Annotated in this window: 20 protein-coding genes and 3 tRNA genes; 14 read left to right on the top strand and 9 right to left on the bottom strand. The window is 62.0% G+C overall.

Features of this window, described 5'->3' with window-relative positions:
• Nucleotides 1-85: 85 nt before the first annotated feature.
• The 4 genes from LJ738_RS03615 to LJ738_RS03630 all read right to left on the bottom strand — a co-directional run bounded on the left by LJ738_RS03615 (nucleotide 86) and on the right by LJ738_RS03630 (nucleotide 2188).
• A complete protein-coding gene (locus tag LJ738_RS03615) occupies nucleotides 86-1555 on the bottom strand; it encodes a T9SS type A sorting domain-containing protein (protein WP_227784954.1) in 1470 nt (489 codons plus the stop codon).
• Between the two features lie 300 nt (nucleotides 1556-1855).
• A tRNA-Arg gene (locus tag LJ738_RS03620) sits at nucleotides 1856-1929 on the bottom strand.
• Nucleotides 1930-1948: 19 nt separating this feature from the next.
• Nucleotides 1949-2022 (bottom strand) — tRNA-Pro (locus tag LJ738_RS03625).
• Nucleotides 2023-2100: 78 nt separating this feature from the next.
• A tRNA-Ser gene (locus tag LJ738_RS03630) sits at nucleotides 2101-2188 on the bottom strand.
• A gap of 156 nt (nucleotides 2189-2344) precedes the next feature.
• Here LJ738_RS03630 and LJ738_RS03635 point away from each other — a divergent pair.
• From LJ738_RS03635 to LJ738_RS03685, 11 genes are all read left to right on the top strand, one after another.
• Nucleotides 2345-3319 (top strand): VWA domain-containing protein, encoded by a 975-nt coding sequence (locus tag LJ738_RS03635; protein ID WP_227784955.1) that lies wholly within the window; start codon nucleotides 2345-2347, stop codon nucleotides 3317-3319.
• The gene (locus tag LJ738_RS03640; protein WP_227784956.1) at nucleotides 3316-4323 is read left to right on the top strand and encodes a hypothetical protein; all 1008 of its coding nucleotides are present in this window, start codon (nucleotides 3316-3318) and stop codon (nucleotides 4321-4323) included. The genes LJ738_RS03635 and LJ738_RS03640 overlap by 4 nt, the downstream gene beginning before the upstream one ends.
• Nucleotides 4324-4464: 141 nt before the next feature.
• Entirely contained in the window at nucleotides 4465-5649 is a 1185-nt protein-coding gene (locus tag LJ738_RS03645) for an acetyl-CoA C-acyltransferase (RefSeq protein ID WP_227784957.1), read from the top strand.
• A 118-nt stretch (nucleotides 5650-5767) separates the two neighbouring features.
• On the top strand, nucleotides 5768-7210 hold the full coding sequence (locus LJ738_RS03650) for a toxin-antitoxin system YwqK family antitoxin (RefSeq protein ID WP_227784958.1): 1443 nt from the start codon (nucleotides 5768-5770) through the stop codon (nucleotides 7208-7210).
• Nucleotides 7211-7693: 483 nt separating this feature from the next.
• Nucleotides 7694-10243, top strand: a complete 2550-nt coding sequence (locus LJ738_RS03655) for a TonB-dependent receptor domain-containing protein (RefSeq protein WP_227784959.1) — start codon at nucleotides 7694-7696, stop codon at nucleotides 10241-10243.
• Nucleotides 10244-10441: 198 nt separating this feature from the next.
• Nucleotides 10442-10906, top strand: a complete 465-nt coding sequence (locus tag LJ738_RS03660) for a transposase (protein ID WP_227784960.1) — start codon at nucleotides 10442-10444, stop codon at nucleotides 10904-10906.
• An 83-nt stretch (nucleotides 10907-10989) separates the two neighbouring features.
• A complete protein-coding gene (gene hisS / locus LJ738_RS03665; RefSeq protein ID WP_227784961.1) occupies nucleotides 10990-12414 on the top strand; it encodes a histidine--tRNA ligase in 1425 nt (474 codons plus the stop codon).
• Between the two features lie 107 nt (nucleotides 12415-12521).
• Nucleotides 12522-14015: a histidine ammonia-lyase gene (hutH, locus tag LJ738_RS03670; protein ID WP_227784962.1), complete on the top strand. Its 1494-nt coding sequence runs from the start codon at nucleotides 12522-12524 to the stop codon at nucleotides 14013-14015.
• 112 nt (nucleotides 14016-14127) lie between these two features.
• A complete protein-coding gene (locus LJ738_RS03675; RefSeq protein ID WP_227784963.1) occupies nucleotides 14128-16125 on the top strand; it encodes a T9SS type B sorting domain-containing protein in 1998 nt (665 codons plus the stop codon).
• A 131-nt stretch (nucleotides 16126-16256) separates the two neighbouring features.
• Entirely contained in the window at nucleotides 16257-16595 is a 339-nt protein-coding gene (locus LJ738_RS03680) for a YbaB/EbfC family nucleoid-associated protein (protein WP_068194319.1), read from the top strand.
• A 79-nt stretch (nucleotides 16596-16674) separates the two neighbouring features.
• Nucleotides 16675-17775, top strand: coding sequence for a glycosyltransferase family 2 protein (locus LJ738_RS03685; RefSeq protein ID WP_262907564.1), 1101 nt, complete (start codon nucleotides 16675-16677; stop codon nucleotides 17773-17775).
• Here the strand turns inward: LJ738_RS03685 and LJ738_RS03690 are convergent.
• Nucleotides 17750-18049, bottom strand: a complete 300-nt coding sequence (locus LJ738_RS03690) for a hypothetical protein (RefSeq protein ID WP_227784964.1) — start codon at nucleotides 18047-18049, stop codon at nucleotides 17750-17752. The two genes, LJ738_RS03685 and LJ738_RS03690, sit on opposite strands and share 26 nt — an antisense overlap.
• A 46-nt stretch (nucleotides 18050-18095) precedes the next feature.
• The gene (locus tag LJ738_RS03695; protein ID WP_068194309.1) at nucleotides 18096-18314 is read right to left on the bottom strand and encodes a PspC domain-containing protein; all 219 of its coding nucleotides are present in this window, start codon (nucleotides 18312-18314) and stop codon (nucleotides 18096-18098) included.
• Nucleotides 18315-18476: 162 nt separating this feature from the next.
• Between LJ738_RS03695 and LJ738_RS03700 the strand changes: the two genes are divergently transcribed.
• Nucleotides 18477-20285: a tetratricopeptide repeat protein gene (locus tag LJ738_RS03700; protein ID WP_227784965.1), complete on the top strand. Its 1809-nt coding sequence runs from the start codon at nucleotides 18477-18479 to the stop codon at nucleotides 20283-20285.
• Nucleotides 20286-20357: 72 nt separating this feature from the next.
• Nucleotides 20358-21341 (top strand): pyruvate dehydrogenase complex E1 component subunit beta, encoded by a 984-nt coding sequence (locus LJ738_RS03705; RefSeq protein ID WP_227784966.1) that lies wholly within the window; start codon nucleotides 20358-20360, stop codon nucleotides 21339-21341.
• A gap of 74 nt (nucleotides 21342-21415) precedes the next feature.
• Here the strand turns inward: LJ738_RS03705 and LJ738_RS03710 are convergent, their stop codons facing one another.
• Entirely contained in the window at nucleotides 21416-22819 is a 1404-nt protein-coding gene (locus LJ738_RS03710) for a hypothetical protein (RefSeq protein ID WP_227784967.1), read from the bottom strand.
• A 158-nt stretch (nucleotides 22820-22977) separates the two neighbouring features.
• Between LJ738_RS03710 and LJ738_RS03715 the strand changes: the two genes are divergently transcribed.
• Nucleotides 22978-23544, top strand: a complete 567-nt coding sequence (locus LJ738_RS03715) for a DinB family protein (protein WP_227784968.1) — start codon at nucleotides 22978-22980, stop codon at nucleotides 23542-23544.
• Nucleotide 23545: 1 nt separating this feature from the next.
• Here LJ738_RS03715 and LJ738_RS03720 read toward each other — a convergent pair whose 3' ends face one another.
• Both LJ738_RS03720 and LJ738_RS03725 read right to left on the bottom strand, forming a co-directional pair.
• Nucleotides 23546-23974, bottom strand: a complete 429-nt coding sequence (locus LJ738_RS03720) for a thioesterase family protein (RefSeq protein WP_227784969.1) — start codon at nucleotides 23972-23974, stop codon at nucleotides 23546-23548.
• 70 nt (nucleotides 23975-24044) lie between these two features.
• A complete protein-coding gene (locus LJ738_RS03725) occupies nucleotides 24045-24776 on the bottom strand; it encodes a class I SAM-dependent methyltransferase (protein WP_227784970.1) in 732 nt (243 codons plus the stop codon).
• Between the last annotated feature and the right edge of the window lie 18 nt (nucleotides 24777-24794).

Below are 24794 nucleotides of genomic sequence, written 5' to 3' on the forward strand. Positions count from 1 at the left end.
GTACATCTTTGGTCGGATGAGGAAAAGGAAATAACCTGGCTGATTTCTTTTTGTCTACCAACTACTTGTGTTTCTTAACAGGCTCTTAGTCAATCACCAGCTTTTGCGTGGCAATGCCTGCGTCGGTGCGCACCTGCAGGGTGTACACGCCGGCTTTTTCGCCGCTCATGTTCAGGGTCACATTTCTGGAGCCAATGGCCGTGGCACTCAGGCCTTGAGAACGTACCTGACGGCCCAGAGCATCCACCACGGTAAGCTGCGCACTGCCTTTTAGCAAAGTACCCAGCTCAACTTTGAACACACCCGAATGGCTGGGGTTTGGGTACGCGCTGAGTACGCTTTGCAGGGCCGCATCGCGGGTAGCGGTCACCGTGCTGTTGGCTCTGAAGATACCGCCCACGCCGTTGGCGTCGGTAGCGGCGCCGGCGTAGCCCGTGGCACTGCCTGCCGGAGCACCCGCGGGGCCCGCAATCAGGTCAAACGAAAAGAAGCCCTGGCTGTTGTTGAGGTTGGTCCAGTTGATGCCGTCGGTGCTATAAGAAGAGCCGAAATCGGCGGCCACTGGCGTGGGGGTGGTCACGGGGAATCGGGCCCCCACGCTGTAGTAGCGCCCATCCACGGCATCAATGTCAAAATGAAAAAAGCTGCCGGTGGCGGTGTTCACTGGCGTAATGGGCGACCAGGTGGCCCCACCATCAGAAGTGCGAATGACATTGACTTCTGAGAAAGCGTTGTTGGCAACCTTATTATTGTAAGCGATGCCGTTCAAATCGTCCTTAAAAGCCAAGCGGGTGATGCCGCCCAGCAAGGTGGTGACGGCGCTGGCCGTCCAGGTGAGCCCCCGGTCAGTGGATTTCAATACCCGCACGGGGGCATTGTCGTTGGAGGACCCTAAGCCAGCCCAGATGGTATTGCCACGGGCAAAAAAGGAGCGGGTGAGGCCGAATTCGTTGGTCAACGGCGCCGGGATGCTGGTTTGGGGCACCCGCGTCCAAGTCACCCCGCCGTCGGTGGTGCGCAGTATTTCAAAATAGCCATTGGTGGGGTCGCCCAGCGAAATGCCCACGCTCGCATCGAACATGTGCACGAAGTTGCAAAAGCCGCCCTGCGTGCCCACAAACTGCGAAGCGGTAGTGACTTTGGTCCAGCTGATGCCGCCGTTGGTGGTGCGCAGTATCTCGCCCCCCGCCGCGCCTTGCGCAATTGGGAAAGTAGCGGCTACGGCCGTGGTAGCCGAAACGCCCACGCTGGAGATATTGCCCGTTTGGTAATTCTGCGAACCGTTGGCGGCGCTCACGGTGCCAAAATTGAACTGGTCGCCCGCCGCATTATTGGTGACAAAGAATGCTGTGGGCTTGCCAATGCTGGAGTTTTCCTCCGCCACCATCCAGGCAATGGTGGGCGACGTCGTTTTCACATCATCTATAAAGTAGCCCGGCGCGAAAGCCCCGCTTCCGACTTTATTAACCTCCACCCACGGCCCCAGGTTGGGGGTTTGGGCGTGCAGGCCAGCGGCAAAGCCCAGCCAGCCCAATAAGAGTAATGTTTTTTTCATGACGAGAAAATGGTAATTACGGGTGGATGACAAAAGCGGGTGATGGCAATGGGGCAACGTGCAAGCAGGCAGCCACCGAACTCAGGCAGGCCCGTTTTTGCGCTCAAGATAAGCAACATGGTTAATGTCTGACAACTACGAAGACTTAAGCACTTGGGAAGTTAGATACTGTATGCGCCTTCTTGAAGTTGAGCTATTCCATTACGGTTGGGCTAATGCACATTGGGAAATCGAGGCCTAAGCCCAATGAGGCTAAAACAAAAAAAGACCCTTCCCGGACGGGGAAGGGTCTTAAAAGAATGGCCCCGTTTGGATTCGAACCAAAGACCGACTACTTAGAAGGTAGTTGCTCTATCCAGCTGAGCTACGGGGTCGAAACGGGGTAAACAAATGTCGGGGTGGCAGGATTCGAACCTACGACCTCCTGCTCCCAAAGCAGGCGCGATACCGGGCTACGCTACACCCCGAAAAAAATAATGTTGAGTTTAGAAAGCTACCTACTGGGTGGAGCCCCAACGGGAAGCTTTCGCAACCCAACATTATAGTGGAGAGGGGGGGATTCGAACCCCCGGTAACCTTTAGAGCTACGGCAGTTTAGCAAACTACTGGTTTCAGCCACTCACCCACCTCTCCAGGCTGGTTTCGCTTCCGTCCGAAGCGGGTGCAAATATACGGGCGGAACTCAAAACGCCACACTTTGGGCGAAAAATTTATCTTTGAGGCACGCAAAGCTGGACATGCGCCGGGCCGGAGGCTTCTTTGCGGTTTGCTATTTCACCTGTATTTCAATTGCTAACCTGGGCATATCCTGATTTTGTAGCGGTGGGGCTGGCCGTAATGTTGGCGCTGCTGCTGTTGCTGGGGCACTGGCAGCGCACGGGCCGGCTGGCCAACGCGCTGAACACCCGCCCGCGGCGCCGCGGCTGGAAGCTGGCGCTCCGGGTGCTGGCCGGCGCCGCGCTCCTGGGCGCGGCGCTGGGCCCCGCCATCGGGGTGAGCCAACGTCCGGTGCGCACCGCCGGTAAAGACGTGTGGCTGCTGGTAGATGTGTCGCGCTCGATGGATGCGCCCGACGTGGCCCCGACCCGACTGCTGCGCGCCCAAGCCGAATTGCAGCAGCTGGTAGCTCAATTTCCGGCCGACCGGCTGGCGCTGGTGGTGTTCGGGACTGAGGCAGTGGTGCAATGCCCGCTGACCTACGACCAGGAAGCGGTGCAGGTGTTCATCAGCACGCTGCGCACCAGCTTGCTGCCAGTGGGCCCCACTACCCTGCGGGCCCCGCTTGAGCTGGTGCTGAGCCGGCTGGTGCCGGGCCGTAGTGCGGCAGCCACGCCCCGGGCCACGACCTTGGTGGTAGTCAGCGATGGCGAGGATTTTGGCGAAAACCTGGAACCGGTGCTCCGGACTCTGGCCCGCACGGGGGCCCGGATTTACACGGTCGGGGTGGGAACGGCTGAGGGCGCTACTATTCCCAAACCCGGCGGGGGCTTTGTGAAAGATGGCCGGGGGCAGTTGGTGCAAACCCGCCTGCAGGAAGCCCCGCTGCTGCAGCTTTCGGCCCAAACCGGCGGGCAGTATGTGGAGCTAAACAACAAGCAAAACGGGTTTGGGACGCTGCTGCGGTCGTTGCGCACCATGCAGGGGGCAGCCGAGCAGGTGCGAACCGTGGCCGTGGCCGACAACCGCTACCGCTATCCACTAGCTGCCGCATTGCTGCTGTTGGCATTGGATATCGTGCTTACCATTACCATTATTCGCCCATGAAATACCTAGTGCTGCTGGTATTGGCATTCGGTGGCCCCACCTGGCGGCTGCTTACGTGGGTGCACGACCGCAATACGGCCGTAACCGTCGGTACGGCCGCTTATCGGCGAGGCGATGCGGCTACGGCCGCAAAAGCATTTGAAGCGGCTTTGGCCGCGAAAGCCCGGCGCACGCCCGACCCTCGGCTGGTGCTCAATCTGGCCCATGCGCAGGCCCGGGCTGGGCAGCTGGGGCTGGCTCAAGCCAGCTACGAGCGGTTGCTGACCGGCAGCCCAGCTCAATTGAGCAGCGTGGCGCGCCAACAACTGGCGGTGCAAGCGGCTCAAAAAGGTGAAATAGCGCAGGCCTTGGGCCTGTTGCGGCAGGCGTTGCTGCTCGACCCCGATAATGCCGGAGCCCGCTTCGATTACGAAGTGCTCAGCGATTATTTAGCCCAACGGCCAGAGGGCCCGAAGATTCCGCCGCCTCAGCCCAAATCGCAGCCCGGTGCCCGCAAGCCCGCCCCGGAAAAGAACGGCGCCGAAAAAAACAAGCCCGCCGAAAAAGCTGGCACTGACCACCAAGGCGAAATTAACGACCAAAAGCCAGCGTCCACCCAGCCTAACTCACCTCCTGAGCAGCGCCCCGATGCGGCCGGCCAGCCCAACAGCAAGCAGCCCAATGCCGCGCCCGGCAAAGCCGCCGCGGGGGGCCGCACGCCCGGCGCGGGCACCCCGCAGCCCGTGGCCAGCGGCGAGACGCCCGGCACCCAGCGCGGGCTCGACCGCGGCAGCAATGCCCCCGCTTCTGCTCCCAACGGCCGCAGCGACCGCCCGGGCACCGATGCGGCTACGCCGGCCGACGTGCGGCTGCAAACCCAACGCGAGCGCCTGCAGGCCATGAATCTGAGCCCGGCGCAGGCTCGCCAGCTGCTGGAAACCCTGCGCGCGCAGGAGCAGCAGTACCTGCAGCAGCAAACCCGGCCCGCCCAGCAGAAGCCCGACCCCAACAAGCCGACCTGGTGATTTCGTTTTCAGCCTATGGCCGTTGGGCCGCCAACTAAATTTCCCGAACGACCGTTAGGCTGGCTACCGTTTTGGGGGTTGTAAATCCGTACTTTTGCGGCCTAATTGAACCTCCCACCCAACCCTTTTACCGTACCTCGTATGCAAACCAGAGAAGTTGTCATCATATCTGCCGTCCGCACGCCCATTGGCTCATTTGGCGGAGCGCTGTCGTCGTTGTCGGCCACGGAGCTGGGCGCCATTGCCTTGAAAGGGGCGTTGGAGAAAGCCGGCGTGGCCCCGTCGGAAGTTGAGCAGGTTATCATGGGCAACGTTATTTCGGCCAACCTCGGCCAGGCTCCCGCCCGCCAGGCCGCAAAGAAAGCCGGCCTGCCCGACACCGTGGAGTGCACCACCGTGAACAAAGTATGCGCTTCGGGCTCCAAGGCCATCATGTTCGCTTCCCAGGCCATTATGCTGGGGCAGGCCGATGTGATTCTGGCCGGCGGCATGGAGAGCATGAGCAACGTGCCATACTACCTCGACAAGGCCCGTTTTGGCGCCAAGTACGGCAACGGCCAGATGATTGACGGCCTGGTGCGCGACGGCCTCTGGGACCCCTACCACGACTACGCCATGGGCAACGCGGCCGAGAACACGGCCAAGGAAATGGGCATTACCCGCGAGCAGCAGGATGCCTTTGCCATCGAGAGCTACACCCGCAGCGCCTCGGCCGCCAAAGCCGGCAAGAAGAAAGACGAAATTGTGCCCGTCACCATCGAGAGCCGCGGCAAAACCACGGTGATGGAGGACGACGAAGAGTACCTGAAAGTGGACTTCTCGAAAGTGCCCGGCCTGAAGCCGGCCTTCATCAAAGAAGGCGGCACCGTGACGGCCGCTAACGCTTCCACGCTGAACGATGGCGCGGCCGCTGTGCTCCTCATGAGCCGCGAAAAGGCCGACGCCCTGGGCCTCACGCCCATCGGCCGCATCCTGGGCTTTGCCGATGCCGAGCAGGCCCCCGAATGGTTCACCACCTCGCCGGCCCTGGCCATTCCGAAAGCGCTGAAAAACGCCGGCAAGACGGCAGCCGACGTGGACTTCTACGAAATCAACGAAGCTTTCTCAGTAGTAAGCTTGGCTAACAACAAGCTGCTGAATCTGGAAGGCACGAAAGTGAACGTGTACGGCGGTGCCGTGAGCCTGGGACACCCACTGGGGGCTTCCGGCGCGCGCATCGTGACCACGCTAATGAACGTGCTCAAGAACGAGGGCGGCAAAATCGGCGTCACCGGCATTTGCAACGGTGGCGGCGGCGCCAGCGCCATTGTAGTCGAGCGACTGTAAGCGGCCCTAGCCACACCAAGTAAGGCCCCATCGAGCGTTCGATGGGGCTTTTTTTGGCCCGAATTTTAGTAAGCTCCTCTCACTGCACGCAAAACCCTTTTTCTGCGTTCTTTCGCCTATGAAATACCTATTGCCTTTTGTTCTACTGATGCTGACCTTGCCCACGCACGGCCAGAAGCTGCGGCGGCTCGTGACGTATTACGACTCGACCAACGTGCACAAGCGCGAGGTGTACACGGCCCGCGTGGCCGCCGACACCGTGCCCCAGGGCACTTACCGGCGCTATTACCGCAACGGCAAACTGGAGCAGCAAACCAGCTTTACCAACGGCAAGCGCGACTCGGCTTACGTCGAATTTCACCCCACCGGCAACCGCCGCCTAGAAACCACCTACCACGACGGCATCCGGCAGGGCCTGTTCAAAACCTACTACGACAACGGCAAGGTGGCCCAGGAAGGCCTGTTCGAGAACGACGAGCCCAACGGCGAGCTCACCTTCTACCACCCCGATGGGTCGGTGAAGCTGCGCACCACCCTCACCAAAGGCCAGCCCAACGGCGCCCTCAAAGCGCTGTACCCCGACGGCAAGACCCAGGCCGAAATCACCTATGTGGACGGCCAGCCCAACGGCGCGGTGAAGTTCTTTTACCCCAACGGCGCGGTGCAGAGCGAGGGCACCTTCACCCGCGGGCTCTTGTCGGGGCCGTACAAAACGTACTATCCCAATGGCCAGATTGAGAACGAAGTACTGGCCGATAAAAACGGCCGCGGCCGCTACCGGAGCTACTACATGAGCGGCAAGCTCCAAACCGAAAGCACCTACGCCCCCGCCCCGCTGGTGCAGCGGCCGGTGAAAAACCGGCTGGGCGACGACCTCACCAAGCGCTTGGCCCCTATCACCGGCACCAACAACCTAGAAGGGCCCTCGACGAGCTACTACGAAAGCGGCCAGGTGAAAACCAAGCTGACCTACCACAACGGTGTGCCCACCGGCCACGCCCTAGAGTACTTCGAAAACGGCAACCTGCGCGAAGACATCGACTACAGCAACAACGGCCACGACCGCAAAATCACCCGCTACCACGACGTGGCTGGAAAGCTGCCACAGGCCGAGGAGCAGTACAAAAACAACCGCCCCGCCGGTACCTGGAAAGAGTTTTATCCCGATGGCAAGACCCCGCGCAAGGCCGAAACCTACGGCCCCACCGGCCGCCTGCTCGGCGACCGGCTGACCTACTTTGAGAACGGGCAGGTGCAAAGCCGCCAGCCCTTTGTCAATGGGTTTTCGTCGGGCGTGGCCCAGGAATATTTCCCGTCGGGCAAGCTGCGCAAGGAAACCACCTACGTGCGCAACGTGCTGCTGGGCCCCTTCAAAGAGCTGCGCGAAGACGGCACGCTTGCCGTGAGCGGGCAGTACCGCAACGGCAAGCAAAGCGGCGTGTGGACCTACTACAAGGAAGACGGCACAACGGAAGCCCGCTCTGTGACTTACCGCAACGGCCTGGCCGTGGACCCCGTGAAGCAAGCTGCCAAGCCCCGCGTACCGGCGAAACGCAAGTAACTATTGAGCTGAACGGGCCGGCCCCTATTAGCCTCATTTTTTGTAAACATCACACAGAGCCCCGGCCATTTGGTCGGGGCTTTTTTGATTTTAATAGAAATAAGCGAAGTCTTCAGGCAACTGCGAGCCGGAGCCTTGCATCTATTCCCGCGTACTGGCGAGGCTTTATCAGCCCAACCATAGGGCAAGCGACTTTTATTTAAAAATTTCTTTTGGCTGAATACCAGCAGCTAAGCTATGACAAACTTGAGCTAGATTAAAAAAATTTGCAACAGTACCTTGCTTTGCAAAGTACCTGCTTTACTTTTGTTCTGTCCTTAGCCCAGTAGCTGAGGTTAGCGTGTACCAAAGATGGCCCGCTACCCAGCCACCGCCACCTCACTCACCTGATAAGGGCGCCCGAGTCACTCCTCTCTCCAGCGGAACCGCGGCCGCTGCCAGACCCAAGTGGCGCCTCGCCCACCTCACCCTCACCTCTGCATTATGAAACTCTTCTCCACTCCAAGTACCCTGATTCATGTTAGCCGCTCCCTGCGCATGTGGGCTTTTGCCTCGCTCCTGCTGCCGTTGGGCGCGGCGGCCCAAACTGCGGGCCCGGGCAGCGTGAGCGGCAGCCTGAAGGAAGACGGCACGGGCAACCCCGTTCCCTTCTCGGATGTGCTGCTGCTCCGCGCGGCCGACTCCACATTTGTGGCCGTGGCCCAAACCAACGACCAGGGCGCCTTCAAGGCCGCTTCCCTGCCGCTGGGCACCTACCTGATGCGGGTGCAGGATTTGAACTACAAGCCCCTGCGCCGCCGCTTCACCCTCACCGCAGCCGCACCGGCAGCCCAACTGCAAGGGCTGAAGCTAACCGCCGCCACCGCCACCAAGCTCAGCGAAGTGGTGGTGACGGGCCAGAAAGCCACAGTGGTAGAAGAGCTGGGCAAGCGCGTAATTAACGTTGAAAAAGACCTGGGCAGCGTGGGCGGCACCGCGGCCAACGTGCTGCAAAACGTGCCCTCGGTGAGCGTAGACGTGAACGGCACCGTGAGCATGCGCGGCACTTCGAACGTGACCATCCTCATCGACGGCAAGCCGGCCGGGGTTAGCAACGGCAACTCCGGCGGCGGCCAGCGCCTCGACCAGATTCCGGCCTCTCGCATCGCCCAGGTGGAGGTGATTACCAACCCCTCGGCCAAGTACGACGCGTCCGGCGGTGGCGGGGTCATTAACCTCATTACCAAGAAAGAAACCAAGGCCGGCACCAACGGCACCGCCGCCCTGAACGTGGGAACCGGCGACAAATACAGCGGCAACCTGAACCTAAGCCGCAAGGTGGGCAAAGCCACGTGGTCGGCAGGCTACAACGGCCGCGACGTGACCTACCAAAGCCACGGCCACTCCGAGCAAACCGCCCTGCTGGGCACCGATTCGGCCCCGCAAACGGTGCGCACCACGCAGGTAGGCATTGGCAGTGAAGTGCACCGCAACCACAACGTGCGGGTGGGCGTTGAGCTGGAATTGCCCAAAAGCCAGACCCTGAGCCTAAATGTGTCGCCCGGCAAAGAAGTGAACCTGGAAGGCGAAGGCCAGGAGCTGACCCAGCAAACCAACAACGGCGCCGTGCAGCGCGCCCGCGGCCGGCAAGACCTCGACGTGCAAGTAAAGGTCCTGAACTACGACGGCAGCTACCGCCGCACCTGGGCCGAGCACAAGGGCCGCGAGCTGACGGCCAACTTCGGCGGCGTGGTGATTGACGCCAATGTGCCAGTAGTGCAGCGGCAGTTTGCCGAAGCCGGCTCCACGCAGGTGGCCCAGCCTGGCACCCGCCAGCAACTGAGCCTCTTGGGCAACATTCAGTTTGGGCAGGTGGATTATACCCACCCCCTGGCCGCAGGCAAAGGCCGCCTGGAAATGGGCGTAAAACTGGAGCGGCAGGCACAGAAGGGCGCCAATGCGTTCGGCTACGCCAGCAGCGAAAGCCGCCCCAACGACTTCCAGGACGACCCCACCCGCTCGCTCACCTACACCTCGGAGCAACTGGTGCCCGCTGCTTACGTGACAGTGCAGCGCCCCCTCGGCCCCAAGTGGAGCGCCCAGGCCGGCCTGCGCTCGGAGTACACCATCCTCAGCGGCACGGTGCAGGGCGGGGCCGGCATTGCCCAGCGCGGCAGCCTCAACCAAGACTACCTCAACTTCTTCCCCTCGGCCACCATCAACCGCGAGTTTGGCAAAGAGCCCGGCCAGAACCGCCTGCAGTTCAGCTACGCCCGCCGCCTCAACCGGCCCAACTTCATGCAGCAGCTGCCCCTGGCCATCTACCAGGACCCACGCAGCTACCGCCTCGGCAACCCCCGCCTGCGGGCCGAGTTCAGCCACAACATTGAGCTGGGCCACCAGCTCAACCTTGGCCAGGCCACTATCACCAGCACCGTGTTTGCCCGCATCACCACCAACTCCATCCAGCGCCTGCGCTTCGTGGATACCCTGGCCACCCGCCTGGCCGGACCCAGCGCCGGCCTCGTCACCGCCGAAACTTACCTCAACGTGGGCCGCACCACCAACCTTGGCGCCGAGCTGAGCGTGAACCAGCCCTTAGCGAAGTGGTGGCGCCTGAATGCCAGCACCTCCATCTACCGCGCCCAGATTGCCTCCAACAGCCAAGGTACCAACCGCCAGGCCTTGGTGGGTACGCTGCGCCTGACCAACAACTTCACCATCCGCCCCACCCTGGACGTGCAGCTGAGCGGCAACCTGCGCTCGGCCTCGCTCACGGTCCAGGGCCGCCAGCTGGCCCAAGGCCAAATGGATATTGCCCTGCGCCAGCGCCTGTTCTCGGACCGCGCTGCCCTAACCCTCCGCGTGTCGGACTTGCTAAATACCCAGCAGTACCGCAGCGAAATCGCCACCGATGCTCTGAGCAGCTACCGCTACGCCAAAGACGAAAGCCGTGTGGGCTGGCTGGGCTTCACCTGGTACATCGGCGCTAGCAAGGCCAAGCCGGGCCGCATCGAGGCCGCGCCCCAGGGCGGTGGCGGCTTCGGCGGCTGAGTTGAGCTAATTCCTGCATAACATAACACCCTGCCTTTCTCTCCTTCTTTCTGCAAAACAGCCCCGTCGTCTGCATGTCAGGCGTCGGGGCTTGTTGTAGGGGCGGGGCTTGTCCCCGCCCGTCGTTGAACAAATCGGTAGCACAGCACATACATCAGGCGGAGGCAAGCCCTACCCCAACGCGTATGTTTGCGCCCAATGGAACTTCCTCCGCAACGGCGCAGCATTCGCTACCATGGCTATGACTACAGCATGGCTGGCTATTACGCGGTGACCATTTGCTGCCGCGATAAGGCCCATTTGCTTGGAGTTCTGGTGCCGGAAGCTTCTTTTCAACCTTCGGCATTGGGCCAGCTTGTGCTAGATGAGCTGCTGGCACTTCCTAATCACTACCCTACCGTTCGAGTCGATACGTGGGTGCTCATGCCCAACCATCTGCACTTCATCCTGGTGCTGACCCAGAACCAAACCTTAGCCGTTAGCCAAGTAGTGGGTGGGTTCAAATCGCGGTGTTATGGGCGGTGGCGAAGCCAACTGCTAGCTGCTGGCTATCAAGCTCCACCTTCGTGCTGGCAGCGCAACTACTACGAACGTATCATTCGCGACACTGCCGAGTTGGAGGGCCAGCGTCGCTACATTCTTGATAATCCCAACCGGTGGTAATGCCAGCTTCTGCACGTGCACTGTTCCAACGATTACGTGCAACGACGGGCGGGGACAAGCCCCACCCCTACCTTTGCCCCGTCATGCAAAAACCTAGTATTCCGAAAGGCACCCGCGACTTCGGGCCAGCCCAAGTGGCGCGTCGCCAGCACATTTTCAACGTTATCCGTCGCACGTTTGAGTCGTATGGCTACGCCCCACTCGAAACCCCGACCCTGGAGAACCTCTCGGTGCTCACCGGCAAGTACGGCGACGAAGGCGACCAGCTTCTCTTTAAAGTCCTGAACTCCGGCGACTTCGCCAAAGAAGTAACAACGGCTGACCTGGAAGTTGGCTCTAAAGCCCTGCTGCCCAAAGTGGCCGAGAAAGGCCTGCGCTACGACCTCACCGTGCCCTTTGCCCGCTACGTGGCCATGAACCGCGGCACGCTCACCTTCCCCTTCAAGCGCTACCAGATGCAGCCCGTGTGGCGCGCCGACCGCCCCCAGCGCGGCCGCTACCGGGAGTTTTACCAGTGCGATGCCGACGTGGTGGGCACCGATTCGCTGCTCTGCGAAGCAGAAATTGTGCTGATGATGGCGCAGGTGCTGAACGGCTTGGGCCTGCACGACTTCACCATCAAAATCAACCACCGCGGGGTGCTGCGCAACATTTACCAGGCCCTGAACGGCGAAGGCCGGGAGTCGGATTTGTTCGTGGCCATCGACAAGCTCGACAAAATCGGGCGCGACGGTGTGACTCGTGAGCTGCTGGAGCGCGGCTTTTCGGAGGCCACCATCGACACGCTTTTTGCGCTGCTGACCACCGATGGCGACTACGAGGAGAAGCTGGTGCGCCTGCTGGCGGGCTTCGTCACGGCCGGCGTAGAGCCAGACGGCCCCCGCCCCACCAACGGCGAAGAAACCGAAGACCCGCAAGCCAGCTACCGCGGCCTCACGGAGCTAGCCACCGTGCGCGACCTGCTCACGGCCTCGGGCTTCAAGCAATTCGACCGCCTCGAGTTTGACCCCACGCTGGCGCGGGGCCTCTCCTATTACACGGGCTGCATTTTCGAAGTCAAGATTAACAACGTGCAGATGGGCAGCGTGAGCGGCGGCGGGCGCTACGACAACCTCACCGGCAGCTTCGGCTTGCCGGGGGTGTCGGGCGTGGGCTTCTCGTTTGGCGTCGACCGCCTGTATGACTGCCTCGAGGCGCTGGACTTGTTCACGGTCACGGCCGAAACGCCTACCCGCTGCCTCATCACGCACTTCGACGTGGCCAGTGGCCGCGCCGCGCTGCCGCTGTTGGCTCAACTTCGGGCCGCCGGCATTCCCAGCGAGTTGTACCCCGACGTGAGCAAGCTGCAGAAGCAGTTCAAGTACGCCGATGCCAAGGGCATCCCGCTGGTGCTGGTGCTGGGCCCGGAGGAGCTGATGGCTGGCGTGGTCAAAATTAAAATCATGAAATCCGGCGAGGAAAAAATGCTGCCCATCGGCGAAGTCGTAACCGCCCTTACGGCGGAATAGCTCAACTACCCTATATACCGCAGCCCTACTCCGAAATCCCCTCCCTGGCAAGGAGGGGATTTTTTTTAGTTCTTTGCAGCCCCCCCGCTCACCCCACCCACCCCTCAATGCCCACCCACCTTATTTCGCCCACTCAGCCCCTCACCCTGGCCGAGCTGGCGGCCCTGCTGGCCGATGGCCGGCCCGTTGCGCTGAGCGACGACGCCAAAGTCCGCATCACCGCCTGCCACCAGTACCTGCATCAACGCCTGGCCCACGACAACTCGCCGATTTATGGCATCAACACCGGCTTTGGCTCGCTTTATAATGTGAGCATCGCTCCGGAGGCCCGCGCCCAGCTGCAGGTCAACCTGATGATGTCGCACGCCTGCGGCACCGGCGCCGAAGTATCCGGCAACCTCGTGCGGCTCATGCTGCTCCTGAAAGCCCAGAGCCTGAGCTACGGCCACAGCGGCGTGCAAGTGGCCACCGCCCAGCGCCTGCTGGATATGTACAACCGCGAAATGCTGCCCGTGGTGTACGAGCAAGGCTCCCTGGGCGCGAGCGGCGACCTGGCCCCCTTGGCCCACCTCTGCCTGCCGCTGCTGGGCTTGGGCGAAGTGAACTACCAGGGCTACCGCCTCAACGCAGCCGACGCCATGAGCCTATTCAGTTGGGCGCCACTTACGCTACAAGCCAAAGAAGGCCTCGCCCTGCTCAACGGCACGCAGTTTATGCTGGCCTACGCGGTCGATGGGGTGCTGCGGGCCCAGCGCCTAGCTGCTGCGGCCGATGTCATCGGGGCACTTTCGACCGATGCTTTTGGCGGCTGCTCCGACCCGTTTCAGCCCAACTTGCACCGCATCCGGCCCCATGCCGGGCAGGTGCGGGTGGCCCAGCGCCTGCGCGAACTCCTGGCCGGCTCCGAGCTGCAAACCCAGCCGCGGATGGCCGTGCAGGACCCCTACTCCTTCCGGTGCCAGCCCCAGGTGCACGGCGCCTCGCGCGATGCCCTGGCCTACGTGGCCCAAGTAGTGGAAACCGAATGCAACTCGGTGACCGACAACCCCAACATCTTCCCCGACGACGACCAGATTTTGAGCGGCGGCAACTTCCATGGCCAGCCCCTGGCCTTGGCGCTCGACCACCTGGCCGTGGCAGTGGCCGAGTTGGGCAGCATCTCGGAGCGCCGCACCTACCAGCTCATTTCCGGGCAGCGGGGCCTACCTACCTACTTAGTGGCCGAGCCGGGCCTGAACTCTGGCCTGATGATTCCGCAATACACCGCCGCGGGCATCGTGAGCCAAAACAAGCAGCTCTGCACGCCTGCTTCCGTCGACAGCATCGTGAGCAGCAACGGCCAGGAAGACCACGTGAGCATGGGCGCCAACGCCGCCACCAAGGCCCGGCGCGTCATCGAAAACGTGGAGCAGGTCTTGGGCATTGAGCTGCTTACGGCTGTGCAGGCGCTGGCCTTCCGCCGCCCAGGCCGTACGTCGGATGCACTGGAGCAGGTGGTAGCAGCGTTTCAGCAGGAGGTTAAATTCGTGGGTCAGGACCGGGTGCTTTACCCTGACCTGCACCGGGCTGCTGACTTCGTCCGTAAGTTTGACTGGCAATAAAGGCGCGGGCTTTTCGTAAAGCCTTTCCCACGGTCTGGCTTTGATAAAAGCAGCCGCCGGAATCTTGCCTTTGCGGGGCCCGGATACCTGCGCAGCGTTTTGAATGCTCCTTATGAAGTTGCTGAGCCGCATTGTTTTCATCGTTCTTCTCTGGCTGGGGGCTGGCGCGGCGCGGGCTCAGTCGTGCGCTTCGCCCAACCCACCGCCCTGCACCTTCACTGCCGTTGATGTGGCCACCGGCCAGGAGGTGCAGGCCTTTTGCGTGGGCCGCAGCGTGCGGTTCGAGCAGTGCGCGGGCCGTAATATTCCCACTAGCCTCCTGTTCTACGGTGTCCTGCCCGGCGTGGGCACCACGTTTCTGCCTTCCTGCAGCCCACCGAATGCGCTGCCGTATGTGTACACGCCCACCAAAGCCGAGGTGGGCCAGGTCACGGTATCGGAGTTGGCAAATGCGCAGTCCGGTGGGGTTGGTGCACCTTCTACGTACTACATCCGCACGTTTCGGGTCTATGATACGGTGGCGCCGGCCTTCAACGTGGCGCCCTGCCCCAGCAGCTCGGCCCTGGTAACCGTCACGGATGCGAACTACGACAGCTACACCGTGCAGGCGGGCGCTGTGCCAGCCCAACCCATCCTGCGCAATAAGCCGACGGTGGTAAACCTGCCGGCGGGCGCTACCTCCATCACGGTCACGGGCGCTTACACGGCCGTCGGCGCGTGCGGTGGCGCCAGCACGCAGACCGTAGTTCCGCTACCACCAGCGCCCGCACCAGCTTTCACCCGCTTGGCGTTGCAGGCCCCACTTCCGGGCGGCACGGCGACCCTGGACGTTGGCCAGCTGCCGGCCGGCTATACTTATACCTTGCAACGAGCCGATGCCAGCCTCCCGGGCGGCTTCCGCTCCGTTACAGCTATAGCCGCCAACAGTACCAGCCTCACCTTATCCAACGCCGCGGCCGGCTGCTACCGGCTGCGACGCACCGACCCCTGCCACCTCGATTCGGCCTTTTCGCCCCTGCTCTGCACGCTCAGCCTAACGGGCAGCTCCACCCAGAACCGCAACCAGCTGCTGCTCAACGATGCGGGCACCGGCAGTAAGTACAGCGTAACACGCAACGGCCAGTCCCTGGCAGGATTCGTTGCCATCCCCGGCGGGCTCGAAGACTCCAACGTGGAATGCGGCACCACTTACACCTACGTCGTCACCGCCACCCAGCCGGGCGGCGGAACCTCGGTTTCCAATTCCGTTTCCATTACCACGCAATCGGCCCTGCCGCCGGCGCAGCCGCGGCTGGTGGCTAGCTTCAACCTGCGCAACGTGGTGGAGCTGACCCCAATTCTGGCCAATGGCGGACTCGCCACCGGCAGTACCCTGCGCTACACCCGCACCGCCAGCGGCAAACCAGCCACCGACTTTGGCACCGCCACCAGCACCCGGGTGCAGCGCGATTCGGCGGGCGTGGATGCCCTGCTAACCCAGCGCCCCTGCTACGCGGTGCGCCTCACCGACGTGTGCGGCAACGCCTCGCCCGAAAGCTCCGAGGCCTGCCCGGCCCTGCTCTCCGCCACCGCGTCCGACCCCGATGGCACCACCGCCACGTTGAGCTGGACGCCCTTCACCGGACCCGACCCCAGCGTGGCCGCCCGCTACTCGCTGCAGCGCCTGGCCGCCGATGGCACCGTGCTGAGCTCCGTGGCCGTGAGCGGTAGCGCTTACACCGACCTAACCCCACCCACCGACCGGCAGGTGCTGCGCTACCGCCTGCAAATCAGCGGAGCCGGCCTGCCAGCGGGCACTTTTAGCTACTCCAACACGGCCACCGTGGTCCGGCGGCTGGCGCTCGTCATCCCCACGGCCTTCACGCCCAACGGCGACGGGCTGAACGACGTGCTGGAAGTAAAAGGCAAGTACCTGCAGAACTACACCTTCCTGATTGTGGACCGCAACGGGCAGGAGGTTTTTCGGGGCACCCAGCGCAGCGACGCCTGGGATGGCACCATCCGCGGGCACGCCCCCGTGCCCGGCGCTTATGTATGGCGGTTTGAGCAAGCCAACGAAGATGGCAGCAAGCCGTTTACGGCTACGGGCTCGGTTAATATTTTAAAATAATCAAACAGCCTTTGTCCGGTTACGAATTGGAGTCCGGCGGCACGGTGCCAAAGTTCTGCGCACTTTCCCGCCTTTTCCTTGTTCATTGCTAACCCGACAATTTCTCACCTGACAAACGACAACCAACGACTATGGCATTCGACCTAACTGGCATGATGGGCAAAGTGAAAGAGCTGCAAGACAAAATGCAGCAGGCCCAGCAGGAAATTCAACACATCACGGCCACGGGCGAAGCCGGAGGCGGCCTGGTGCGCGCTACGGCCAGCGGCCACCGCAAGCTCCTCAAGCTCGAAATCGACGAAACACTGCTCACCCCGCAGGACCGCGACATGCTGGCCGACCTGGTAGTAGCCGCCGTGAACAAGGCGCTGGACGAAGCCGCCGAGCTGGCCCGCCAGGAGCTGCAGCGCAAAACCAGTGGCCTGATGCCCAATGTACCGGGCCTCGACCTGAGCGGTTTTGGCGTCTAGCGCGGACGCCATGCTTAATGCGGAATTGGGAATGAGCAAAGAAGAATTGCAGGCTAAGCAAGCAGAAACAAGCCCTGACTTGAGTGGAGAAAATCCCTCATCTCTCATTCCTCCATCTTCATCGAAGCCCTGTGCCGACGTCGCAATTGTTATTCTGAACTGGAACGGCGCCAATTTCCTGCGCCGCTTCCTGCCCGGGGTGATAGACCACGCCGACGGCGCCCGCGTTATCGTGGCCGACAACGCCTCTACCGACGACTCGGTGGAGCTGCTCGCGCGTGATTTTCCGCTGGTAGAGCTGCTACTGCTGGACCGCAACTTTGGCTTCTGCGAGGGCTACAACCAAGCCATGGCTCAGGTCGACAGCGACTTTGTGGTGCTGCTCAATTCCGACGTGGAAGTGACCCTGGGCTGGCTGCGCCCCCTGCGCGGACTACTGGAAGCCAGCCCGCGCATTGCCGCCGTGCAACCCAAAATCCTGGCCCAAGCCGACCCTACCTATTTTGAATACGCCGGGGCCGGGGGCGGCTACCTCGACCGCCTGGCCTACCCGTTCTGCCGCGGCCGCCTGTTCGACACGCTCGAAAAAGACCACGGCCAGTACGACGACCCGCAGCCCGTGGCCTGGGCCAGCGGCGCCTGCCTGCTGGTGCGGCGCTCGGCGTGGCTGGAGCTCGGTGGGCTGGAGCCGGCCTTTTTCGCGCACATGGAGGAGATAGACTTCTGCTGGCGCCTTTGGAATGCCGGTCACGAAGTGTGGTACCACGGCGGCAGCGCCGTGCACCACGTGGGCGGCGGTACCCTGCCCAAAAGCAGCCCCCGCAAAACCTACCTAAACTTCCGCAACGGGCTGGCCCTGCTTTATAAAAACGCGGCCCCGGGCGAGTTATTTGGCGCCATGCTCCAACGCCTGCTGTTGGACGGGGTGGCCGGGATGCGCTTTTTGGCTAGCGGGCAGGGTGGCAACTTCATGGCCGTGCTAAGGGCGCACTTCAGCTTTTACAAGAAGTTGAGCTACTGGCGCAAGAAGCGGCTGGCCACCCGGCCGCACCTGCAAGTGAAAGACCGAGCCGGCGTGTACGCGGGCAGCCTGGTCTGGGCCTACTTTGCCCAAGGCAAAAAGAAGTTCTCCCAATTGGGTATTTCGGCAGTTGCTACGAGCGCAAAGTTGCCCGGATGAACTGCGCGAAGCGCTTGTACACCAGCAGATTTAGAAAGTGGGGCGCAAGTACCATGGTGCGGTTGTAGTCCCAATTCGTCAGAAAAACCATGCAAAGCGACTCGGCAACCACAAAGGGCAGAATTACCAGCAGCAACAGTCCTTTGAGGTAAAGCCAAACCCAGCCTTTTAGCTGCTTGGGCTGGGCCATCAGGCGGTCAAATGGTTCGCGTGCCAGTTTGGTGTAGCCGTACCAGAAAGCCAGCATCACCGCAATGTGAATGGTCAGAGGCATTGGGAGGTTCGTAAAACTGTCCCAAAATAGCTTGGGGCCAGCTGCTTTACAAATCCCAGACGGTGCTGCGCTGCTGGCGCATGGCCCGGCGTACATTCATCCAGAAAGCCCCTGCAAAGTACAGCACGATGGGAGAGCCAAACGTAAAAAACGAGGCGTAAACGAACGACAGCCGGACGCTCCGTGTGCTAAAGCCCCAGCGCTGGGCCAGCGCAGAGCACAAGCCGAAAGACTGCGTTTCCAAGTAGTTGGTAAACCGATTCATGGATGGGAGCGGGTAGCAAAAGATAGATTCCCTGGGCTAAGATAGGGCTTTAGCGGGGCCAGGGCAAGCGGATGAGCGTAAGTTTGCCAGCCCAGCGCCGACTATTTTAGGGGCTTTTACGTTTGAAGGGTAGGTTTTCGTTTTCCTGCGTTGCGCTTTTTAATGATAAATAATTCGCGGCCACTGGCCCACGGGCTCCTGGCAGCCACTCTTTTATTATCGGCTTGCACCCTGCCGCGGGTGCTGAAGCAAGCCGAAACCGGACGCACCGTGGTGGCCCGCCCCACGCCACTCACGGCCTCGGGCGAGTCGGTACCGTTTGAGGTGATAGCGCGCGCGCCGGCCAAGCACCTGCACAAGGGCGTAGCCTACGAGTTGCTAGTGCGCTACCGCTACGAGCACGGCCTGCGCGAAGACACTCTCGGCCGCATCGCCTTTACGTCCGGCAACTACGTGTACGACGACGAGAACAAAGGCTTTCTCGTGGCCACCCAAAAGTTCAGCTTGCCCAACACACCCGGCCGCAACCCCGGCGAGCTGCTGGCCCACGCCCAGGTGCGTGAGCTGAAAAAGAACGGCCGCGTGCTGCGCGCCGCCGATGACGTGCGCGTGGCCCGCGGCATCGCCGACCCGGCCCGGCAGGTCACCCGCGAAGACACCGTGCTGACTTTCCTGCCCGAGCGCGCCAGCAACAACATGAGCGGCACCCGCGTGCTGCCGTTTTATTTCGATGAAGGGCAATGGTTTATCCGGGGCTACCTCGGCACCAACGTGCAGGCCCTGGAAGACCTGATTGACGCCAACCAGCAAACCAAGCAGGTGCTCATCATTGCGGGCCACTCGCCCGATTCGCTCGATGCCCACAACCGCCTGCTGGCCAGCAAGCGCGTGCGCATGCTGCTCTACTACTACAAGCAGCGCGTGAAGAAATTCTCGTACCTGAATAAGGTCGAAGACATTCGCTTCGACACCCTGGCCTACACCCGGCGCTGGGACACCTTCCTGAGCAAGGTCACCACCTCGGCCCTCAAGCCCGAGCAAATGGATTCGGTGGTCAGCATTATCAACGACACCAAGGGCACGTTTGAGGAAAAAGAGAAGGCTCTGCACCGGCTCACGTACTTCGACTACATTGAGCAGTACATCTACCCCGTGCTGCGTTTCGGCACCGTGGCCGTGACGTACACCGCGCCCAAGCGCTATGATTCGGAGGTGTACCTGCTCTCGAAAAAGATTGTGGAAAAGCAAGTAGAGGCCGATGCCCTCACGCCCGAAGAGCTTCGCTACTCGGCCACACTCACGCCGCTGCTGGCTGAAAAGCAGCGCATCTACGAGACCGCGGCAGCCAATACCAACAGTTGGGAAGCCTTCCACAACCTAGGCGTGGTGCTGCTGCAGCGCGCCGAGAAGGAGCCCACCGAGAAAATTCGCAAGGCCTACTACCGCCGCGCTGCCGTCAACTTTACCCTGGCCGCCCACCGCAACCCCACCGCGGAGTTCTTCTACCACGCCGCCACGGCCTACCACCGCGCCGGCGACCGCCTCGAAGCCCTGCAGAACTACGACTATGCCATCAAGCTGGGCGGCGACAGGCCCCTGCTGCGCAAGATTTTCTCGGACCGCGCGGCCCTCGAAATCGAAGTAGGCCAACCCGACGAAGCCCTGCGCAGCCTGCAATACGCCGGCCCCTCCTACCAAAACGCCCTCAACCGTGGCCTGATTCTAGTGGGTCGCGAAGGCTACGAATCGGCCCTGGAGCAGTACAAACTAGCCCAATCCCTGCGCCCTACGGCCGCCGCGCCGGTGTACGGCATGGCCGTGGTAGCGGCCCGCCAAAAGGATGAAGTCACCATGGGCCAGCTGCTCAAGCAGGCCGTGGCGCTCGACCGCAGCTACGCCCAGCGCGCCGTCGAGGACCTCGAATTTCAGGACTATGCCCAGGGCAAGGTATTTCGGGAGGCGCTGCGCTAATCGTTGCCCATGCGCCCGGCTCATCGTAGCTTTGCCCAACGGCTCAAAACCGCTGTTTACCTAAAGAATATCATGCGTCAAATTCAATTTCGTGAGGCCTTGCGCGAGGCCCTGTCCGAGGAAATGCGCCGCGACCCGCGCGTGTTCCTCATGGGCGAAGAGGTGGCCGAGTACAACGGCGCCTACAAAGTGAGCCAAGGCATGCTCGACGAATTCGGGCCGGAGCGAGTAATTGACACCCCGATTGCTGAGCTCGGCTTTGCCGGCATCGGCGTGGGTGCCGCCGCCAACGGGCTGGTGCCGGTCATCGAATTCATGACCTTCAACTTCTCGCTGGTTGCCATCGACCAGGTGATAAACTCGGCCGCGAAGCTGTATTCGATGTCGGGCGGTCAGTATTCCTGCCCCATCGTGTTCCGCGGCCCTACCGGCAACGCCGGCATGCTCTCGAGCCAGCACTCGCAGAACTTCGAGAACTGGTACGCCAACTGCCCCGGTCTCAAAGTAGTAGTGCCCAGCAACCCATACGATGCCAAAGGCCTGCTGAAAGCTGCCATCCGTGACCCCGACCCCGTAATTTTCATGGAGTCGGAGTTGATGTACGGCGACAAGGGCGACGTGCCTGAGGAAGAATACATCCTCGAAATTGGCAAAGCCAACGTAGTGCGCCAAGGCAAGCACGTGACCCTGGTGAGCTTCGGCAAAATGATGAAAATTGCCTACGCCGCCGCCGATGAGCTGGCCAAGGAAGGCATCGAAGCCGAAGTAATTGATCTGCGCTCGGTGCGGCCGATTGACTACGACACCCTGGTGGAGTCGGTGAAAAAAACCAATCGCATGGTGGTTGTTGAGGAAGCCTGGCCCCTGGCCAGCCTTTCGGGCGAGCTGGCCTACATCGTGCAGCGCCGCGCCTTCGATTACCTCGATGCCCCCGTCATCCGCATTACTTGCGCCGACGTGCCCCTGCCCTACGCGCCTACCCTCATCGAAGCCTCGCTGCCCAACGTGGCCCGCGTGGTGAAAGCGGTGAAGGAAGTAACCTACGCTAAGGCTTAAGGAAGATTTCAGTATCAAAAAAGCCCCGATGGTATTAACCGTCGGGGCTTTTTTGTGCGCTTCTATATTGTGAATTATTCTTGCGGCGCCTCACTGGGCGGCCGTAGCTGATGAGCCGTAGCTTCGGAAAGCTGCCAACAGCCCCACAGCCAGCCCAACGCCAGCCCCAGCACCGCCACCCGCCGCAGCGTCGAGCCCAACGCCCGCCACCACCTCACCGGCTGCCAACTGGCCACAACGCCAGTGAGCGCCAGCAGGTGCAGTGGCAGCAGAAAGCGGCACTCCATAAGCGTAGGCAGCACCAACAAACACGGCAGCAACAGCGCGACCAGCACGGCGGCAGGCACAGAATCGGCATCAAACTGCTGCCGGCCAGAACGACGCAAGCCAACCACTGCCAGACAGGCGCCTAGCCCCAGCAGCACATAGTTGAGCAGACGCAACGCTGTTTGCCCCAGTGGGTGCAGCTGTGTGGGGTAAGGCGTGGGGTATCGAATATCCAGGCCATTGAACAGGTGCCGCAGGTAGCGCCAAACCACCGCCAGTGGTTGACGAACAACAAACTTGAGGTACTGCCCATAGCTCGTGAAGCTGCGGCCGGGCACGTTCGCCATTGCTCGCTGCCCGGCGGGGTCGGCAAAGACCAGCGAGCGAGGAATCTCTGAAATCAGGCTGGACTCGTAGCGCTGGAAACTGGTGCCCCAGCCGAGCTGCTTGAGGTAAAGGGGTCGGCTGCCGGGCAGGCCAGCCAGCACCAGAGGCGTGGGCTGCTGAAAGTGGCGCTGGTTGATAAGCCACTGGGGCAAGAGCACGAGGGCCGCCCCGGCTGCCAGGCTGGCGGTACGCCGCCACAGCTGCTGCGAGGGCCGCGGTATTGCATACAATAGCCACAAGCAGCCGGGCACGCTGGCCACGTATATGGGGCGGATGTTGATGGCCGCCGCCAGCAGCAGCCCGGCCACGCCAGCCCATGCCCAACCGCGCCGGCCCAATGCGGCCAGCCCTAGCAGTAGCAGCGTCAGGGCAGGCATGTCGCTGAGGGTAAAGTTGAAATAGTCGCGCCAGAAGATGAAGGCCAGCGCCACCAGCCCGAGCCAGCGCCCAGCGCCAAGCGGCCGGCGCGCCACCTGGGCCCACAGCTGCGGAATGGCCAGCCCAAAAAGCAAAGCGGCCCAGCCAGCTCCCAGCACCCGCGCCCCCGTGAGCATGGGCCAGCCCGTGACGTGGCACAGCACCCGCGCCGGCAGAATGAGCAGCGGCCCCAGGTAGCCCCGCAACGGCTCATCGAATGCCAGAAGCGAAAAGTGGCCTTGCTGGGTAAACTTGAGCGAGAGCTCCCAGTACTCGGCGGCGTCGAACCTGAACTGCCCGGGTGTGTAGCCACTAAAGGGCAGGTAGACCGCGTACAACAGCAACACCACCAACGGCCGCCACAGGGAAGCCCAAGCAGCACGCAGAGAAGAAAAGATTTGGCCCATGCAGAGCAAAACTAGGTCCGCGGGCGGAAAGCAAACCGTATAAGGTGCATAATGCAGAGAATCAAGGCGCAGTAGTTGAGCTTCGTGCTAATTCAACCGGTCGCCGTACCTTTTGGCCCTTACGCCTCCCCGCCCGCTCCTCCAAAAATCCCACCCCTATGAACCACCGCTTCCACCTCAAGTTTGAACAACTGGAACGGGCCACCGAACACCTGCTGGCCACGGCCGAAGCGCTTGGGCCGGACGCTGCCAAAGCCCCCGCTCCCGGCAAATGGTCGGCCACGCAAGTGGTGCACCACCTGCTGTTCATCGAAAGCAACATCGTCAAATACGTCGAGAAGAAAGTGCACGCCGCCGAGCAGCTGCCCAAAGTTGGGCTGTTTACGCGGCTGCGGGCGCAGCTGGTGCGCTTGATGTTGCGCTTGCCCGGCGTCAAATTCAAGGCCCCGCGCGGGGTAGCCACCCTCACCGATAGTGGCGAGGTGCCCTCGTTGCCCGAGCTGCGCCACAGCTGGGAAGCCCTGCGGCGGCAGCTCGAGCGCCTGCTTAACGAGTTCCCGAGCCGGCTGCACAACCGCGCCATTTTCCCGCACCCGCGCTCCGGCCGCATCACCATCGGCCAGGTCATGGAGTTCCTGCTCGACCACCTGCTGCATCACCAGCAGCAGCTCGACCGCATTACCAAGGCGCTGAAGGCGGGGCCTTCTACGCTGGTGAAAAGCTAAATCAGCGGGGTTGGGCTTCGTAGAGCGGCATGGTACCGAATGCGGCGGCCAGCTCGGCGGGCGGTACGGTCAGCTTGCGGCGGTCGAGGTCGAGCCAGGCGCCGTCCACGGTTACGGTGGCGGCCACCCGGCCGTCGGCCTTGTAGATGGTGTGCACGATGGTCCAGCGCGAGCCGTCGGGCGCTGCCGAGGCCAGCTGGCCGTCAACGCGGATTTCTTCGCCGATGCTTACTTCTTTTAAAAACCTGGTTTCTTCCCGAAAGAGAATGGGGCCCAGGCGCAGGCGCGCGAATTCGGCCACTCCGTAGCCCCAGTTGGCCAGCAGCACCACGCGCTGGTCGGCGGCGTAGTCGGCGTAGGCGGAGTGGCGCATGTGGCCGTTGGGGTCCATGTCGGCCCAGCGGGTCCGGTAGGTGATGGTATCAGTCATTGGTTTTTAGCAGCAGGAATTCAAAATCAGAAGTGAAGACGAGACCAGTGGCTCAATTCATCATTCTTAATTAATTTAACGGGGTGAGCCGGACGAGGTACTGTTCATCGTCGTCCTCGCCCAGGAATTCGGCGGAGTAGCCCGCGGTTTCGGCCGCATCGTTGAGCAGCGCCGGGTCGACGAACAGCCAGGGGAACGAAACCCCGGTTTCGCCTTTATAGCTCAGGGAATATTCTACCTCGCCGTAGTACGGGCCGTTGAGGTTGAGCAGCAGCGAGCCGTCCTCGTCTTCGTAGAGGTAGCGCACGTCCGACGACGTGGCCAGAATCTGGCCGTTGGGCGCCAGCAGCGTGCGGGCATGCGCCAGAAATTTGTCGAGGCCAGCCAGTGTACCCGTCAGGCCCAAGCCGTTCATTAAGAGCAGGATGGTGTCGAAGGGCAGCTCGTTGGTAGGCAGCGGGGCAAATAAATCGTGGCGGGCCACGGTTTGCACGCCGCGTTCGGCCATCACCTGCACGGCGCCCGCCGATACGTCCACGGCCTTCACGTCGAAGCCGCGGCTTTGCAGCTCCAGGGTGTGGCAGCCGGCGCCGGCGCCCAGGTCGAGCACGCGGCCCCGGCTTTCGTCGAGGGCCAGGCGTTCCAGCTCGGGCATTTGCAATAGGGTGCGGAAGAAATACGCGGCCGGCAGCGGCTCGTCATCGGCCACGTTGCAATGCACAGTGAGCGCGGCATCGGCATCGCCGTGATGGTAGGCCAGCAGGGCCTTGCCCAAGATATCGGGGGCGGTGGTCGTCGTCATGAGTAAAGAGGTCAAAAA

The sequence above is a fragment of the Hymenobacter plasmatis genome, assembly GCF_020711255.1.
Classification (GTDB): Bacteria; Bacteroidota; Bacteroidia; order Cytophagales; family Hymenobacteraceae; genus Hymenobacter.

Coding starts and splice junctions, on each gene's coding strand:
- LJ738_RS03615 (WP_227784954.1), bottom strand. CDS start 1,555: ATGAAAAAAACATTACTCTTATTGGGCTGGCTGGGCTTTGCCGCTGGC.
- hutH (WP_227784962.1), top strand. CDS start 12,522: ATGCCCACCCACCTTATTTCGCCCACTCAGCCCCTCACCCTGGCCGAG.
- LJ738_RS03720 (WP_227784969.1), bottom strand. CDS start 23,974: ATGACTGATACCATCACCTACCGGACCCGCTGGGCCGACATGGACCCC.
- LJ738_RS03710 (WP_227784967.1), bottom strand. CDS start 22,819: ATGGGCCAAATCTTTTCTTCTCTGCGTGCTGCTTGGGCTTCCCTGTGG.
- LJ738_RS03675 (WP_227784963.1), top strand. CDS start 14,128: ATGAAGTTGCTGAGCCGCATTGTTTTCATCGTTCTTCTCTGGCTGGGG.
- LJ738_RS03705 (WP_227784966.1), top strand. CDS start 20,358: ATGCGTCAAATTCAATTTCGTGAGGCCTTGCGCGAGGCCCTGTCCGAG.
- LJ738_RS03655 (WP_227784959.1), top strand. CDS start 7,694: ATGAAACTCTTCTCCACTCCAAGTACCCTGATTCATGTTAGCCGCTCC.
- LJ738_RS03695 (WP_068194309.1), bottom strand. CDS start 18,314: ATGAATCGGTTTACCAACTACTTGGAAACGCAGTCTTTCGGCTTGTGC.
- LJ738_RS03660 (WP_227784960.1), top strand. CDS start 10,442: ATGGAACTTCCTCCGCAACGGCGCAGCATTCGCTACCATGGCTATGAC.
- LJ738_RS03680 (WP_068194319.1), top strand. CDS start 16,257: ATGGCATTCGACCTAACTGGCATGATGGGCAAAGTGAAAGAGCTGCAA.
- LJ738_RS03715 (WP_227784968.1), top strand. CDS start 22,978: ATGAACCACCGCTTCCACCTCAAGTTTGAACAACTGGAACGGGCCACC.
- hisS (WP_227784961.1), top strand. CDS start 10,990: ATGCAAAAACCTAGTATTCCGAAAGGCACCCGCGACTTCGGGCCAGCC.
- LJ738_RS03700 (WP_227784965.1), top strand. CDS start 18,477: ATGATAAATAATTCGCGGCCACTGGCCCACGGGCTCCTGGCAGCCACT.
- LJ738_RS03645 (WP_227784957.1), top strand. CDS start 4,465: ATGCAAACCAGAGAAGTTGTCATCATATCTGCCGTCCGCACGCCCATT.
- LJ738_RS03650 (WP_227784958.1), top strand. CDS start 5,768: ATGAAATACCTATTGCCTTTTGTTCTACTGATGCTGACCTTGCCCACG.
- LJ738_RS03640 (WP_227784956.1), top strand. CDS start 3,316: ATGAAATACCTAGTGCTGCTGGTATTGGCATTCGGTGGCCCCACCTGG.
- LJ738_RS03725 (WP_227784970.1), bottom strand. CDS start 24,776: ATGACGACGACCACCGCCCCCGATATCTTGGGCAAGGCCCTGCTGGCC.
- LJ738_RS03690 (WP_227784964.1), bottom strand. CDS start 18,049: ATGCCTCTGACCATTCACATTGCGGTGATGCTGGCTTTCTGGTACGGC.